Origin of the sequence: Vibrio penaeicida, assembly GCF_030689305.1 — a bacterium.
GTDB lineage: Bacteria > Pseudomonadota > Gammaproteobacteria > Enterobacterales > Vibrionaceae > Vibrio > Vibrio penaeicida_B.
This window is the reverse complement of sequence record NZ_JAUYVM010000001.1, coordinates 694,425-709,017: the sequence shown is the minus strand read 5'-3', so window position 1 is coordinate 709,017 and position 14,593 is coordinate 694,425. Positions and strand designations below refer to the sequence as shown.

At 44.8% G+C, this 14,593-nt stretch carries 11 protein-coding genes; 6 read left to right on the top strand and 5 right to left on the bottom strand.

All coding sequences use genetic code 11. The features are described from left to right. Positions 1–30 precede the first annotated feature (30 nt). From Q8W40_RS03150 to Q8W40_RS03140, 3 genes are all read left to right on the top strand, one after another. Complete coding sequence (locus tag Q8W40_RS03150; RefSeq protein WP_305395831.1) at positions 31–2,574, top strand: hypothetical protein; 2,544 nt, start codon at positions 31–33, stop codon at positions 2,572–2,574. A 259-nt stretch (positions 2,575–2,833) separates the two neighbouring features. After that, the gene (locus Q8W40_RS03145; protein WP_305395830.1) at positions 2,834–3,523 is read left to right on the top strand and encodes an MOSC domain-containing protein; all 690 of its coding nucleotides are present in this window, start codon (positions 2,834–2,836) and stop codon (positions 3,521–3,523) included. A gap of 92 nt (positions 3,524–3,615) precedes the next feature. Beyond that, on the top strand, positions 3,616–4,263 hold the full coding sequence (locus Q8W40_RS03140) for a DsbA family oxidoreductase (RefSeq protein ID WP_101113170.1): 648 nt from the start codon (positions 3,616–3,618) through the stop codon (positions 4,261–4,263). A 103-nt stretch (positions 4,264–4,366) separates the two neighbouring features. Here the strand turns inward: Q8W40_RS03140 and Q8W40_RS03135 are convergent, their stop codons facing one another. After that, complete coding sequence (locus tag Q8W40_RS03135) at positions 4,367–4,555, bottom strand: YqaE/Pmp3 family membrane protein (protein WP_101113169.1); 189 nt, start codon at positions 4,553–4,555, stop codon at positions 4,367–4,369. Between the two features lie 114 nt (positions 4,556–4,669). Here Q8W40_RS03135 and Q8W40_RS03130 point away from each other — a divergent pair, with 114 nt between their 5' ends. After that, complete coding sequence (locus Q8W40_RS03130) at positions 4,670–5,839, top strand: MalY/PatB family protein (RefSeq protein WP_305395829.1); 1,170 nt, start codon at positions 4,670–4,672, stop codon at positions 5,837–5,839. A gap of 94 nt (positions 5,840–5,933) precedes the next feature. Here Q8W40_RS03130 and dapD read toward each other — a convergent pair whose 3' ends face one another. The 3 genes from dapD to Q8W40_RS03115 all read right to left on the bottom strand — a co-directional run bounded on the left by dapD (position 5,934) and on the right by Q8W40_RS03115 (position 8,514). Next, on the bottom strand, positions 5,934–6,965 hold the full coding sequence (gene dapD, locus Q8W40_RS03125) for a 2,3,4,5-tetrahydropyridine-2,6-dicarboxylate N-succinyltransferase (protein ID WP_101113167.1): 1,032 nt from the start codon (positions 6,963–6,965) through the stop codon (positions 5,934–5,936). 253 nt (positions 6,966–7,218) lie between these two features. Beyond that, positions 7,219–7,530, bottom strand: coding sequence for a YebG family protein (locus Q8W40_RS03120; RefSeq protein ID WP_126607900.1), 312 nt, complete (start codon positions 7,528–7,530; stop codon positions 7,219–7,221). A 99-nt stretch (positions 7,531–7,629) separates the two neighbouring features. Continuing rightward, a complete protein-coding gene (locus Q8W40_RS03115) occupies positions 7,630–8,514 on the bottom strand; it encodes a LysR substrate-binding domain-containing protein (protein WP_126607899.1) in 885 nt (294 codons plus the stop codon). Positions 8,515–8,616: 102 nt separating this feature from the next. Here Q8W40_RS03115 and Q8W40_RS03110 point away from each other — a divergent pair, with 102 nt between their 5' ends. Further along, positions 8,617–9,591 carry a TDT family transporter gene (locus Q8W40_RS03110; RefSeq protein ID WP_305395828.1) on the top strand — a complete coding sequence of 325 codons (975 nt, stop codon included), beginning with the start codon at positions 8,617–8,619 and terminating at the stop codon, positions 9,589–9,591. Between the two features lie 103 nt (positions 9,592–9,694). Here the strand turns inward: Q8W40_RS03110 and Q8W40_RS03105 are convergent, their stop codons facing one another. Next, positions 9,695–10,573, bottom strand: a complete 879-nt coding sequence (locus Q8W40_RS03105; RefSeq protein ID WP_305395827.1) for an O-methyltransferase — start codon at positions 10,571–10,573, stop codon at positions 9,695–9,697. Between the two features lie 551 nt (positions 10,574–11,124). On the opposite strand from Q8W40_RS03105, the gene recC reads away from it, so the two are divergent. After that, positions 11,125–14,574 (top strand): exodeoxyribonuclease V subunit gamma, encoded by a 3,450-nt coding sequence (recC, locus tag Q8W40_RS03100; RefSeq protein WP_305395826.1) that lies wholly within the window; start codon positions 11,125–11,127, stop codon positions 14,572–14,574. Positions 14,575–14,593 lie beyond the last annotated feature (19 nt).

Genomic DNA, 14,593 nt, shown 5'->3' with positions numbered 1-14,593 from the left:
GTGAAGTCCAGCTTAGTGAAACTTAGTTTTATGAAATTTAGCTTTTTAAAGCTAAGTTTAGCGAGATTAAGAGCGGTGTTTTTTGCTCTATTAGCTTGTGTATTCGCATGGGTCGGATTGGCACAAGCAAATGAAGAGAAAAGTGCTGACTCTGACCTTGTTGTCGCGGATATTATTGAAGCTGATATTGTTGAAGCGTACGTCGAATTGTTCATGCGGTATGAGCACGACAGCTTTTATCGAGTCATGCAAAACGCCAGTGAAGAGCCTTATTTGGCACTTCAAACCTTTGCGACACAATGGCTTCAGCTCGAAGGCGGTTGTCGTAATCAAATATGCTTGTTTTACCAGCCAAAGGATGTACAGGAGCAGCGGCAACCGTATCAGCTGGATTTAAACTTAAAGCAGTGCATTCTTCCTAAAAGCAAAGAAGTCCACACCATCGACTATGTGACCGTAGAGGGGGAAGAGTGGCTTCATTGGGCGTCGTTTGTCGATTGCTTTCCCGTTTCCGTATTATGGGATCTAGATACCTACTCTCTCAAAGTAAAACTCCATTACAGTACCTACAAAGAATTAGAAAAAAAACTCGCGCAACGCCGAGCGATAGCAAAACAAAAAGCCAAAGAGTTGGAAGATAGAAAAGCTCAAAAGCGTATTCATCCTGCTCCTGCTACAACGGCTTCAGCTCGAATCAAAGGGCGAGCTGAATTCTCATCCAATAACCAGCCGGAATACAACCTAAGAACCGATGCTTATCTCGTTCACCAAAATGCGCATTTAGAAGTCTCTTACGATACCAATGCGCCAAAAGAGGTGGAGTATTACCAGTTTGAAATTACGCCTTTTCCTTTGGGCTATCAGCTTCAAGTTGGGCATGTTGTGTTGGATTCAGGGTTAGCCAGCAGCAGTGAAACCTTTGAAAACGGAGTGTACTACTCTCGACTCAAGCCCAAAAAGCAATCAGGACGCTTGGTGATTGAAGAGCAAACCTTACCCAACACATTTGTTGACGTGTATGTGAATGATATTTATCGCGGAACGCTGAGGTCGGATGCCTCTGGACGCTACAGCATTTCTGATTACCCTTTGTCGGCAGGAGACCAAGTTGAACTGCATGAAATGGTTCGCTCTGGTGTGGTGGAACGGAAAACCATCAAAGTTGCCGACATCGATGAAGCTCTCCTAGATAAAGGTCAATGGGATCTAGAACTTGGTGCATCTCTCATTGAGGAAAACACTGGTAAGGTGCAAATGAGTTATGGAGCAACTCACTCATTAACATTGGTTGGATCCGCTTATAACACGAGCGACTTAACGACTGGAGGGCTCGGGTTACGTTGGTTACCAACACACTTTCTCTCTATTGCATTTGAGTGGCTACCGTCTCAACCTGTCATGCCTGCCACTGTTGAATTGGCTGTCGGTGAAAAACATAAGTTTGAGGCGGATATAAACCATGTCGATTTATTTGGTCGTGATCCTAAAAAGCGAGAGCATCAAATTCGATACCGCTATTTGGATAACCCCATCAGTTTCAATTTGGATGCGACCTATGACGAAAATGAACTCATCGTCATTCCTCAAATTCGAGCGCAAACCGCTTCTTCACAATTTTTGACCTTGGAGCTTAAAAACCGGCGTACTTCTCAAATTATCCGAGATGAGCTAAGCGCTAAGTACGCCATCCATACGCATGAACGTGGCTCAGTTAACCTCAGTTCCACTTTTAGTGATGGTAATAGCCCAAGGTATCGTGTCGGATATCGTTATCTGTGTTCTAACTGTTTTTTTTCTGGTTGGTGGCAAACACTCCAAAGTACCTACAGTACTCAGCTGACGTGGCAAAATGCCAAGTTTGGGTATTCAGGTAACGCTAAATGGGAGTTAACACCAAATTGGTCTGGAGAGGTTGCTATTAATGACGACAGCGTTTCTCTTGCCTTAGAAACAAAATGGGGAGGAAGGTTATCCAAAAACGACGAATCAGTGGCAAGCTTAGAGCTTCCATGGGAAGAATTTATTTACGCCGAACTCACTGGGCGAGTACTCGATAACCACGATCAGCCAGTCGCTAACGTTGAGTTAAAAGTGAATAACAAAAAGGCGATCAGCGACGCCAATGGAGAGTTCCATTTTACAGGCGTTGGTTACGGAGAAGATCTGCAACTGCATATCGATGATTCAACGTTAGATCTCAACCTAAAGCCAGAAGAAAACCCGATGTATTTCCACGCTGAGAAAGGCGGAAAAACACACATTGAAGTGCGGGTAAACAAGAGTTTTGGTGTCGATGGCATTGTGACTGCGCCATACAGTTTCAGCGGATGGCATGTGAATTTTTATCATGAAGAGACCAGCCGAACGTTTTCTGCCAAAGTGGAACAAGACGGCTTTTATTTCTTTGAAGACTTGATACCGGGTGACTATCGAATAGTGATCGAAGACAACGAGACAGAAGTTGAGACACGGGCTCGTATTCGTAGTGAAGATTGGGTTAGTGGTTTAAATTTTGTTGTCTATAAGCTGCACAAGAACGCCAAACCAGTGCTTCAAGTGGTCTATCAGCCTTGAGGATGGGAGCCATCTTGTACGTTCAATCACCCTCGATCACCCTATGCTTTTCGTTATATATTTTGTCTATCAGTGGGTTAACTGATACTTTACCCAGAATTCAGGTTGAAGCCTCTATCCTGTCATTGAAACACCCTCTATTTTAAAAAACTGTAATTAAAATAACCTGTCTTTAAAACAAGCAGTTGTTAAAACAATCGGTTTTTAAAATAAAATAAGCTATACGCCTTAGGCACCCCACACGTTATGGAGTAGACATATGAAGCAGTTGGGCACCATCGAGTCAGTACTTTCCGGCAAAATCCAGTCTTATTCACGTGGTGCGCTCAGTGCTATCAACAAAACCATCCAATCAAATCGATTACAAGTGACCACTCTAGGCTTTACCGAAGACGAGCAGGGTGATCCTCGCTTCCATGGTGGAGTAGAAAAAGCATTACATATCTACCCGTCAGAGCACTACCCAAAGTGGCGTAGCGAGCTCGGTGAGAAGCCCATCTTTGAAGAAGTTGGTGCATTTGGTGAAAACCTGAGTTCAACAGGGGTCGATGAGTATTCACTTTGCATTGGCGATATTGTGCAAATAGGAAGTACCAAGCTTCAAATATCGCAAGGGCGAATGCCTTGCTGGAAGCTTAATGACCGATGCGATGAACCAGATATGGCGCTTCGATTTCAAATGACTATGCGAACGGGTTGGTATTTTCGTGTGTTGGAAGAAGGGGATATAGGTGCTGGTGATGCGATTTACCTGATTGAGCGCCCGTATCCAGATTGGTCTCTTGCGCGTGTGATGGGGTTGGTTTATCGCGGCGTTTTGGACGAACAAGAGCTGAAAGCGGTGCTAGACATTCCTTTGGTCGATTCTTGGCGAGCGTTGTTCGAAAAACGCATCGAAACTGGCAGTGTTGAGAACTGGGCATTTAGGTTGTTTGGGTCTCGATCATAACTTTCGTGTTGTTCAAAGCAAAAAGAAGATAATTTCAATAAGTTGAGTTACAGTAAGTTTGTACTGTATAGACCCTAATTGGAGAGCCACGGATGAGTAAACAGCAGCTTAAGATCGACTTGGTATCAGATGTTTCATGTCCGTGGTGTATTGTCGGTTATAAAAGGCTGGAAAAAGCGATTACCCAAGTTGCTGACCAAATTGAAGTGGAAGTGAACTGGCATCCGTTTGAGCTCAATCTCGATCTTCATCAAGGGGGCGTAAACTTGCGTGACTACCTGATGAAGCGCTATGGCACAACCGCAGAGCAGAGTATTCAGGTACGAAGTAATCTTACTCAACTAGGGAAAGAAGTCGGCTTTGATTTTAACTTCTCCGACGAAATGAACGTTTACAATACCCGCGATGCCCACAAACTGGTCGCTTGGGCTGGCGAATCCGATAAGCAGACTGAAATGAAACTCGCGTTGTTCCAAGCGTACTTTAGTGATGGCAAAGCGATTGAAAACCACGACGTATTAACCGAATGCGCTGAATCGATTGGGCTCGATCCTATAAAAGCGAAACAAGTCGTCTCTTCGGAGCGATGGAATAAGATTGTGGAAGATGAAGAAGTTCACTGGTTATCTTTGGGGGTGCATGCAGTACCCGCGATTGTGATTAATGAACAGCACCTCATCAGCGGAGCGCAACCCGTGGATATTTTGGTTGAGGCAATGAAAGACATTGCCTCGCAATAGTAAGGTATTTCGCTATAGCCGGGGATTTTAAAACCGCCAAGCTGTTCGCTTAACGGTCTTTTCTATATTCACAACCTATTGCTTATTTGCTATCTATTACGTACTAGTTATCCATTGCGTCTTTGATTTTCTGATCGGTTTTGTATTGGCTCAACGCATATACCGACCAAATCGCAGCAGGAATCCAACCAACCAATGTAATTTGTAGAATCAGGCAGATGATTCCACTGAATGGTCTGCCGATGGTGAAAAATTGCAGCCAAGGTAGCAACAAAGCTAAAAGTAAACGCATAGTCTATATCCATGATTTGTTTATATCGTCTTAGTATTATTGTGTCTGCTATTCGAATTAAAAAGTCTTATGAGTGAGAATCTTCTCTACAACCCCATTTCTAAAGGAAAAATCATGTCTTCTTTATTTGATAAACCACATAACCGCAGAGGAACGGGCTCAGTAAAGTGGGATTTTAACCAACAGAAATTTGGTGATGTCAGTGAAAATGCCATACCAATGTGGGTTTCTGATTACGATTTTTCGATTCCTCCACAGGTATCTAGTGCCTTACAGTCGCGGCTAGAACATGGTGTGTTTGGGTATACAGAGGTCACTAAAACGTATTTCGAATCCATTCAAACGTGGTATCAGGAGCAGCACCAGCTCGATCTTGATACCGATTGGGTTGTACCAGTCAATGGCGTTATGCCGGGCATTGCATTGGTTATCGAGCAATTGACCAATGAAGGCGATTCTATTGCGGTACAGTCACCCGGTTACGGTAAATTCAAAGAGGCCATCGCTCTATCTGGTAGAGAAGTCGAAGAAATTACCATGGTGGAAGAGTCTGGTTGTTATGACATGGACTTCAATGCCATTGAAGCGGCTTTAGCCTCTGGGGTAAAAGCTTTTATTTTATGTAATCCGCACAACCCTATCGGGCGTATTTGGAGCCCTGAAGAAGTACAAGCAATTGCCCAATTGTGTCACCGTTATGATGTGTGGCTGATCAGTGATGAGATATGGTGTGATTTGGCGTTACCTGGGTACCAATGTTGGAGTGCGCTTAACTTAGAAGAGCGTTACTTACAAAAGCTTGTGGTAACAACGGCTGCAACCAAAACGTTTGGATTGGCTTCCTTGAGATTAGCCAATCTAGTCATACCGAACCCCTCGATGAGGGGGGCAATAGAAAAGCGAAAACATGCTCTGTTTCTAGATTTGTTCGATGCGATGGCAATTGTCGCATCCCAAACGGCTTACGCCACTTCGTTGAGTTGGTTAAATGACCTAAAGTTGTATGTTCAAGGGAATATGGAATTTTTGAATCACTTTCTTTCTCAACATATCCCAGCTCTCTCATTTCAAATGCCCCAATGCGGATACCTTGTTTGGGTCGACTGCAGGGAACTTAATTTGACCGATGAAGCCCTTCGTCGATTATTTATTGATGTTGGAGTATTACCTTCGGTGGGGACTGAGTTTGGTGCGGGTGGCAGTGGGTATGTTCGATTGAATTTAGGGTGTTCTCGCGGCACGCTAGAACAGGCTTGTCAAAAGTTATTAAAGCTTAGTAGTTAAAACAGAACGCTAAGCAAATAGAAAAATAAAAGACCAGCGTAATGCTGGTCTTTCCTGATTAAGTCTAAACAAATACTGCCTTTCAGCTAAACAATTAGTTGTTGCTGTGAAGCTCGCTGTTCAGTTCAACGGCGGTTTTGTTTGTAAGGCACTCAATTTGGCCTGTTACCGAGTTACGACGGAACAACAGGTCCGATTTACCCGCTAAGTCACGTGCTTTCACAACTTCGACTTCTTTTCCGTCTGAATCCAGCATACGTACTTTAGAACCCGCCGTTACATACAGGCCAGATTCAACCGTACAACGATCGCCCAGTGGGAAACCAAGACCTGCGTTTGCGCCAAGTAGAGAGTTCTCACCGATAGAAACTACCACTGTGCCACCACCAGAAAGTGTACCCATGATGGATGCACCACCACCGATGTCTGAGCCATTGCCAACAACAACACCCGCAGAAATACGACCTTCAACCATGCTTACACCAGCAGTACCTGCATTGAAGTTGATGAAACCTTCGTGCATCACTGTTGTGCCTTCACCCACATGTGCGCCAAGACGAACGCGAGAAGTATCTGCAATACGAACGCCAGTAGGTACAACGTAATCCACCATTTTCGGGAATTTGTCTACACAATCAACAGACAGGTTACGACCTGCTAGGCGCGCTTCGATTTGACGATCAGCAAGTTCAGGAAGATCGATTGGACCTTCGTTTGTCCATGCAATGTTGTGAAGCAAGCCAAAGATACCATCAAGGACGGTTCCGTGAGGCAGTACTAGGCGGTTAGAGATAAGCTGAAGCTTCAAGAAACCTTCTGCAACAGAGGCAGGCTTCTCGTCAGTCGCTAAAACAACAAGAACCAGTGGCTGAGCCGACTCAGCCGCTTTTGCTGCAAAAGAAGCGTTAGCAGCGTCGCCGTTTGCTTCGAATGCTTTAGCCAATTCTGCACTTTGAGCCGCAGAGATTTCGATCGCTTGGTTGCCTTCTTGGTAACCAGCCACTTCCGCTACTGCTTTCACCAAAGCATCGCTTGGGTTTAGAGCTGGGTTAGGGAAGAAAGCTTCAATGATTTTGCCATCGCGGTTCTTGGTAGCTGTACCAAATGCCAGAGAAAATGTTGCCATGAGTGAAATCTCCTTGGTTGAATTTCTTTTGTTTGCTTAGGAAAGGGAATGACCACCCAAGCAAGTCATCAATCTTGAATCTTGTTGACATGCATCCTACTCACCCCGCTTACGAGATGAAAGAGGGAAAAGCCGGATAGTCTGCCAAACGATATATGCTGTCTGATTGGAGATATAATATCTCTAAAAAGAAATAGCCAGCAATATAAGCTGGCTATTCTGATAAGTCGTTAGGGTGTTGTGCGGCTCTAAATTAGGCTGCGTCTTCTTCAGACTCGTTAGAGTCGTCTGCTTTATCTTCAACAACCTTAGGCTTTTTAGGCGTTGCAGCTTTACGCTTTTTAGCGCCAAGCGCATACAACACTTCATCTTTATTTTTCGCCAGATAAAGAGACAATTCTTCTTGCTTCCCTTCATCTTCAATAAGCTTGCTTTCTGAGATAAGGCCGAAAAGCTCATCTGCCATATCTAACATTTTGTCATAAGCGTCGGCTTCAGCCTTAGAGGTAAAAGTCATCTTTTCTTCTCCGTTGCGCTCCACCACGTACTTGACGATTACAGCCATGGTTATCCTCTTTTGAACTTAGATTTGATCTACTGGTTGTTTATACAGATTGTTTGCCTGAGTGTCCAGTCCACACACGTATTGTGAGAGGCCGATAGCCTATACTTGCCAGCGTGAACAAAACTCCAAAAACGTTTTTAGAAGTGGGCTTTGGTACTTTTCTTTATGTAGAAGTATCCAAAACTTACGTTGGAAATCTATTGGCAAATCTAAAACGACCACTCGTCCATCATCAATCGCATGTTGTGCTGATCGCCGTGATAAACACGCTAACCCCAAGTTTGCAGTTGTACCGTTGATGATGGCCTCGGTTGTATTTAGCTGGAAAGATTCTTGCCAATACTCGATACGCGGGGCAATTCGTTGAGTGAAAAACTCTCGGCTACCCGATCCAGATTCTCTCAAGAGCCAATCCGTGTATTCTAAATCCCGCACCCCCAAGTTTGTCTGTTTGGCGAGTTCATGTTTTGGGCTCGCAATGACGCACATTTCATCTAAACACCAAGGCTGAGTGATGAGCTGAGGGTGTTGTGTCTTTCCCTCTATTAATCCTACGTCTAACTCGTAGTCTGCCAACTTTTCGCAAATGAGGGCGGTATTGGCAATAAAAAGCGATTGATGATGGTGCTGGGTAACAGAACGAAAATTGCTGAGCATAAACGGAGCAACTTGATTACCAATGGTGTCACTGGCACCAATATTGAGTTCGCCATGCAAGGCTTGATCGCTTTGAAAGAGCTGATCGATGTCATTGGCTCTGTGTAACAGTTCGTCGGCGATGGGCAGCAGCCTTTTCCCTTCACGGTTCAATATTAACCGATTGTTCACGCGATCAAACAGGGCGTGCTTAACCTGCTTTTCCAGTTCACTCAAGGACATACTGACTGCTGCTTTCGAGAGGTAAAGTTGATCCGCGGCGGCAGTGATGGTTTTTTCCTGTGTTATCGCAACAAAAACTCGGAGCTGTTTCAGCGAAATATTCATAACGTTCAACTTTACTTAACCTTGGTTTAAATATATTCAGATATAATTAAATGCTTGGCAAGTTTATTATGTTGCTATTGAGTTAATTAGAGATAAGCAGCCATGATCAAGAAAATGACCACCAGAAGTGCTCTGGCTCCTACTCCAATGGCAGGGTTAGCACTTGGCATTGCAAGTTTAGGGTGGAGTTGGGAAAACGCCGCCAACCTAAACGGAATGGGGCAACTGATAGGCGCGGGTATCGCGGGCATTCTTTTGCTTATCTTAACGGTTAAGTTCATGTCCCATCGGCATTTACTTAAAGAAGACATGGCACACCCTGTCGTTGGCAGTGTTTTGCCTACCTTTGCCATGGCTCTAATGGTGATTTCCCACAGTTTTGGTCAGTGGAATCAAGGGTTTGGTGATGCTGTTTGGATGGCGGCAGTCTTAATGCACGTATCGTTCTTGGTTAGCTTTATTTATCACCGCAGCATGAATTTCCAACTCAACCATATGGTGCCAAGTTGGTTTGTCCCCCCTGTAGGTTTGATTGTTGCTGATGTTTCTTTCTCAGGAACGCCTGCGCTCGCTTATATTGCTGAAGGCGTGCTTAATTTTGGTTTGGTCACTTACGCGATTTTGTTGCCAACCATGATATATCGTCTAGTTTTCTGTGAAAGTGTTCCGGATGCTGCAAAACCCACTATCGCGATTCTTGCCGCTCCTGCGAGCCTTTCTTTGGCTGGCTATTTGACGGTAACTCAAGAGCCGTCTCCTGTTTTGGTTGCGTTGTTATTTGGTATTGCCATTTTGATGACAGTGGTTATTTATGCGGCTTTTTTCCACTTGCTCCGCCTGCCTTTTAGCCCTGCGTATGCTGCCTTTACCTTTCCAATGGTAATTGGTGCGACTGCGTTGTTTAAAATGGCGAATTGGTTAGAAAGCATCGCTGTTTCATCGCAATATGTAGAACAGGTTCGTTTTCTTGCGAACATAGAGCTAATCATAGCCAGTGGTGTCGTCGGCTACGTGTGTTGGTGTTATGTGCGACACGTATTACCAACCGTGATGATGAGTGGAAAAGTAGCGAGCTAGTCAGTTATACCCAAGTAACCCCAAGATGCTTGGTTCAGCGACCTCTCTACCAAAGAATAGGGAGCTTGCTTTCAGGCAAGGCACAGAAATGAAGACCTCGTTCCTAAAGCGGGATCTTTATGATTTCTTTGGAAGTTAAAGTGTCAGTAATAAATGCAATTCCAATCTCATTCAAGTCAATAGATAGGGCGACTCTTTCGTCCTCTTCAATTTCTTGCCAAGCGTTACGCATTCCTTCAGACCAGTTAATATCGTCAATAATCATTACTGTGCTTTTCGCAAGGTAGGGTAAAGCTGTATTGAAATATTCTAGAACGGCATCGTGATCATGGTGACCATCGTTAAAAAGGTAATCGATGGGGTGATGGGCGCTGAGCGTTTTTTGAAGTGTTGAATGAAAAGGCCCCGTCACGATGGACGTGTTGTCTAGCTCCATGAAATCAAGGCTTTCTTGAGCCACTTTAGCGACCTCTGGAGAGCCTTCAAGTGTTAGCATCTTTCCTTTGTCGTTCATGTGAAGAGCAGAAGCTTGGTAAGAGGCTGATATTCCGACGCAGGATCCCAACTCGAGGCAGGTGCTTGGTTGCAAGTAGCGGATCATTTTAAAAAGAAACACACCCCAAAACGCCGGTTTGCTAGATCGACACACCGCTCTGATGGTTGAGTGGAATTCAATTCCCTGAGCCATTTCTTCATGAGTTCTTATTGAACTTGGGCTACCCGCTCCATAATCCATGACTGAAATTTCAGCGTTCGAATTCAGTAAAGTTGCTCGGCGCTGTTCAATTTTCTCGAATGTCATTCTTTCTTCTGGCGAGTTAGCACTATTGAGTACATCATACAGAGCTGCCCCAACCGCATTTACCGCGGGTGATTGGTGTTTCATCAAGCTCTCAAGTTCTGGCTTCGCCCTAAAACCGTTTACTTTGTGCACCGACGTTTTTAGCCAGCTTTTTACTGCCCTTGCAACAACATTTGGCATATATAACCTTTCTTACTACAACTCATTCTGCGACCTCACTGCTATTACCCATGTGTGTAACGTTATCAGCACAAGGGAGAAAGTAGCGCATGAGGTATTTATTGAATGAAAGAAATACAACATATCCTCTATTGGTCCGATATTGTCTATCTAGACCGAAAGAGGCACCAACGTAAGCTCTTGCCTTAAGTTCAGCATGGTGGGTTCAGAAGTCAAACTGAGCTATGTTATAAAACTGCAAATTCTCAACCATCAGAATGCATCGTTATTATTACGATAATAACTGTGTAAATGGTCGCGAAAATGAGCCACTAACGATACTCATCAAGTTTAATGGCAAGCTTTGTCATAATTTCGCATCAGCTCAAGTAAACGAAAATATCGATGTGACTATCTATACTCAAACCACCTCAAGGTCATTTGCGCATATTCAACTAACTTACTGATTGATCGTCTTTTCACTCGTCTTTGAATACATATTTCAGTTCAGCAGATTCGATGCTCTATGCTAATCTAAGCAGTAACCGTCCAACCATGTAGCCGGATGCTTTGTGTTTACTGTCTATCACTCGAATCAAATAGAGTTGCTGAAATCTCTACTTGTTGAACTCATCAAACTTTCCCCATTAGAAAACCCATTTGAAGCAGAACAAATACTGGTTCAAAGCCCTGGCATGTCCCAATGGCTGAAAATGGAATTAGCGAAAGAATTTGGTGTTGCCGCAAATATCGATTTTCCTCTTCCTGCGACATTTATTTGGGATAGGTTTACGCAAGTCCTTCCTGATGTGCCAACTCGTAGTGCTTTCAACAAAGAAGCCATGACTTGGAAGCTCATGGACATACTGCCATCGCAGCTATCTCAACCTGAATTTTCTCCCTTACTGCGCTACTTAGAAAACGATGAAGATCACTCCAAACTCTTTCAATTGTCAGAGAAAATAGCGGATATCTTTGACGGATACTTAGTGTACCGACCAGAATGGATCGCCGCATGGGAAGCGGGAGAAACGGTACAGGAAATCGGTGAAGAACACCCTTGGCAGCCCATCCTTTGGCAAGCGCTTTACGATCGCACGGTAGTACTCGATCAATCGCCTTACCATCGCGCTAATTTATACGAACATTTCATCGATGCCTTAAGCCAAGCACCTTCGGGGCTTTCTGACTTGCCCAAGCGATTGTTTGTGTTTGGCATTTCTTCATTACCGCCTCGCTACATGGATGCCTTAAAAGCATTGGGTGAGCACATTGATGTTCACCTTATGTTTACCAACCCTTGTCGTTATTACTGGGGAGAGGTTCGAGACAGAAAATACCTCGCTAAGTTAGCCGCTCGTCATCGAAAACACATTGAGTGGAAACAAGATCATTCTGAAGAGCACGGCGTAACAGAGCAGCTAAAAGGCGAACTTGAAGATAACGTGATTGATGAACTTCATACCGATGTCGTTGGAAACAGTTTGCTGGCGTCCATGGGGAAATTGGGGCGCGATAATATGTATCTGCTCTCCCAGTTAGAAGCCCATGAAGTGGAAGCTTTTGTAGAGGTGGATCGCGATAGCGTATTGCACCAATTACAAGCGGATATTTTGAATTTAGAAGAGCACCAAAAAGATGAAGTGCTCGAAACCAGCCAACACAAACAGTTGGTTTCAGAAGGGGATACATCGCTTTCAGTTCACGCTTGTCATAGCCCAATGCGTGAAGTTGAAGTGCTGCATGATCAGCTTTTAAGCATGTTTGACAGAGACTCTGGCTTAAAACCCCGTGACGTTATCGTCATGGTGGCGGACATTAATGCATACAGCCCCGCGATACAGTCTGTTTTTGGCAATGCACCTGGTGAGCGTTTTATTCCTTACTCCATTTCAGACAGGACGGCGCAAGAAGAGAGTCCTGTTCTGTCTGCATTCATGCAGTTAATGTTGCTACCCGATAGCCGTTTCCAAGCCTCTGAGATACTCGAACTTCTCGAAGTGCCAGCCATTATGGCTCGGTTTGGTCTGGGTGAAGACCAGTTTGAACGAGCAAAGATCTGGATTGAAGAAATTGGCGTACGCTGGGGGCTAGATGAACAAACCGCCGGGCAATTTGAGCTTCCAGAGCTAACGCAAAATACATGGCTTTTTGGCATTCAAAGAATGCTATTGGGCTACGCGATGCCAGAAAGTGCGGGGTTGTTTGAAGGGCAAAGAACTATAGCTTCTTACAATGAAGTACAAGGAATGGACGCTGAATTAGCGGGTAAATTGGCGCACTACGTCGATACGCTCAACCGATTCCAAAAGCAGTTGAACGCCACTCAAAGCGCGGCAGATTGGACTCGCATCATCAATGACATGCTGGATGCCTTTTTTAGCGTAGAGCTTGAAGGTGAGATGGCGCTTAAATCCATTAGAGACACCTTATCTCAGTTGCTTGAACAGGTTCTTGATGCCGGATTTGAAGAAGACATTTCGTATACGGTATTGCAGCAATATTTGCAGAACAAACTGTCTGGAACCCGTGTCAGTCAGCGCTTTTTAGCAGGGCAAGTGAACTTCTGTACGTTGATGCCCATGCGTTCCATTCCATTTAAATTGGTGTGCTTGCTTGGCATGAATGACGGGGCATACCCCCGCTCAATGCCGCCTGAAGGCTTCGATTTAATGAACAATCGCGCAAGGCCCGGCGATCGGTCAAGGCGAGATGACGATAGATACTTATTTCTCGAAGCCTTGTTGTCGGCACAGCAATCCTTATACATCAGCTATGTCGGGCGATCCATTCAAGACAATACAGACAAAGTGCCGTCGGTTTTAGTATCGGAGTTGTTGGAGTACTGCCACCAAAACTATTGTTTGGAAGGGGACGAAATGTTGGGTGTGGATACGTCTGGCGACAAGCTTCTGGCTGCCCTTTCGAATACTCACCCCATGGTGCCATTTAGCCCTCTTGCTTTTTCGGGCATCGACAAAAGCTACGCCAAAGAGTGGCTACCGAGCGTTAACCGTTTAGGCGCGCGCGCTGGCGCATTTGAGCAACCTTTGGATGATTACTTAGCCGAGCTAAGTGCGCCTTACCAACTTGATTTGGTGGAGCTTCAACGTTTCTGGCGTTTACCCGTTCAGTATTTCTTTAATCGACGTCTCAAAGTGTTTTTTGAGCCACCTATGGCGACGCTAGAAAACGATGAGCCGTTTGTTTTGGGTGGTTTACAAAGTTATAAAATGCGCGACGAATTGGTGGATACGCTACTTCAATGCAGAGTTAACGGTGAAGCAGAAGAACCTGTTTTAGCTCGTTACATGGAAAAACAGCGAGCTAAAGGATTGCTGCCTATCGGTGCTTTTGGTGAGCTGGAATTTGCTGCTAACCGAGAACAGACGGATTCACTCGTGAATGTGCTTCATCCTTTGGCTGGAAAGCCGCTTGACGACAGTGAAGTGAAGATCAGCCTAACAATAGACGAGAAACCGTGCCAATTAACGGGCTGGTTAACACATCGATACCAATCCGGGCTGCTTCGGTATCGTAGCGGAAAAATCCGCGCGCAAGATTGGTTATCTGCATGGATTGATCACCTCTGTCTCGCTGCCATGGGGGGCGTGAGCCGTACCCACATCGTTGGTTACGACAAAAAAGAGGGAGCGGTGCATTGGGTCATTTCTCCTTTAGACAACCGCAATCAAGCCATCACCATGTTGCAAGAGCTGGTTCGCTTGTTTTATCAAGGAATGAATCAGCCATTACCCTATTTCCCTAAGACTGCGCTAGCGGGCGTTCAAGCCTGTATTAACAAAGCAGGGGAATGGGTAGATGATGAAGAAACGGCACTTAAAAAGATGGGAGATGCTTTTAACGATGGCTACATGTTCCCTGGTGAAGGCTCAGATAACTACATCGAAAGGATCTGGTCTCACTGGAATGAAGAGCTCGGCAGAGAAGTAAGATTAAACGCAAGTTTGGTTTTACAAGCCGCAGTTATGGCAACGCAAAACAGCGAAGAGATAGAGTAAGTTTCATTTGAAAGGGTGT

Bases quoted from the DNA above. Each gene is read 5' to 3' on its own strand.
- Q8W40_RS03120 (WP_126607900.1), bottom strand. From the start codon at position 7,530: ATGGCTGTAATCGTCAAGTACGTGGTGGAGCGCAACGGAGAAGAAAAG.
- Q8W40_RS03110 (WP_305395828.1), top strand. From the start codon at position 8,617: ATGATCAAGAAAATGACCACCAGAAGTGCTCTGGCTCCTACTCCAATG.
- Q8W40_RS03115 (WP_126607899.1), bottom strand. From the start codon at position 8,514: ATGAATATTTCGCTGAAACAGCTCCGAGTTTTTGTTGCGATAACACAG.
- Q8W40_RS03145 (WP_305395830.1), top strand. From the start codon at position 2,834: ATGAAGCAGTTGGGCACCATCGAGTCAGTACTTTCCGGCAAAATCCAG.
- Q8W40_RS03135 (WP_101113169.1), bottom strand. From the start codon at position 4,555: ATGCGTTTACTTTTAGCTTTGTTGCTACCTTGGCTGCAATTTTTCACC.
- Q8W40_RS03130 (WP_305395829.1), top strand. From the start codon at position 4,670: ATGTCTTCTTTATTTGATAAACCACATAACCGCAGAGGAACGGGCTCA.
- Q8W40_RS03140 (WP_101113170.1), top strand. From the start codon at position 3,616: ATGAGTAAACAGCAGCTTAAGATCGACTTGGTATCAGATGTTTCATGT.
- dapD (WP_101113167.1), bottom strand. From the start codon at position 6,965: ATGGCAACATTTTCTCTGGCATTTGGTACAGCTACCAAGAACCGCGAT.
- Q8W40_RS03105 (WP_305395827.1), bottom strand. From the start codon at position 10,573: ATGCCAAATGTTGTTGCAAGGGCAGTAAAAAGCTGGCTAAAAACGTCG.
- Q8W40_RS03150 (WP_305395831.1), top strand. From the start codon at position 31: ATGAAATTTAGCTTTTTAAAGCTAAGTTTAGCGAGATTAAGAGCGGTG.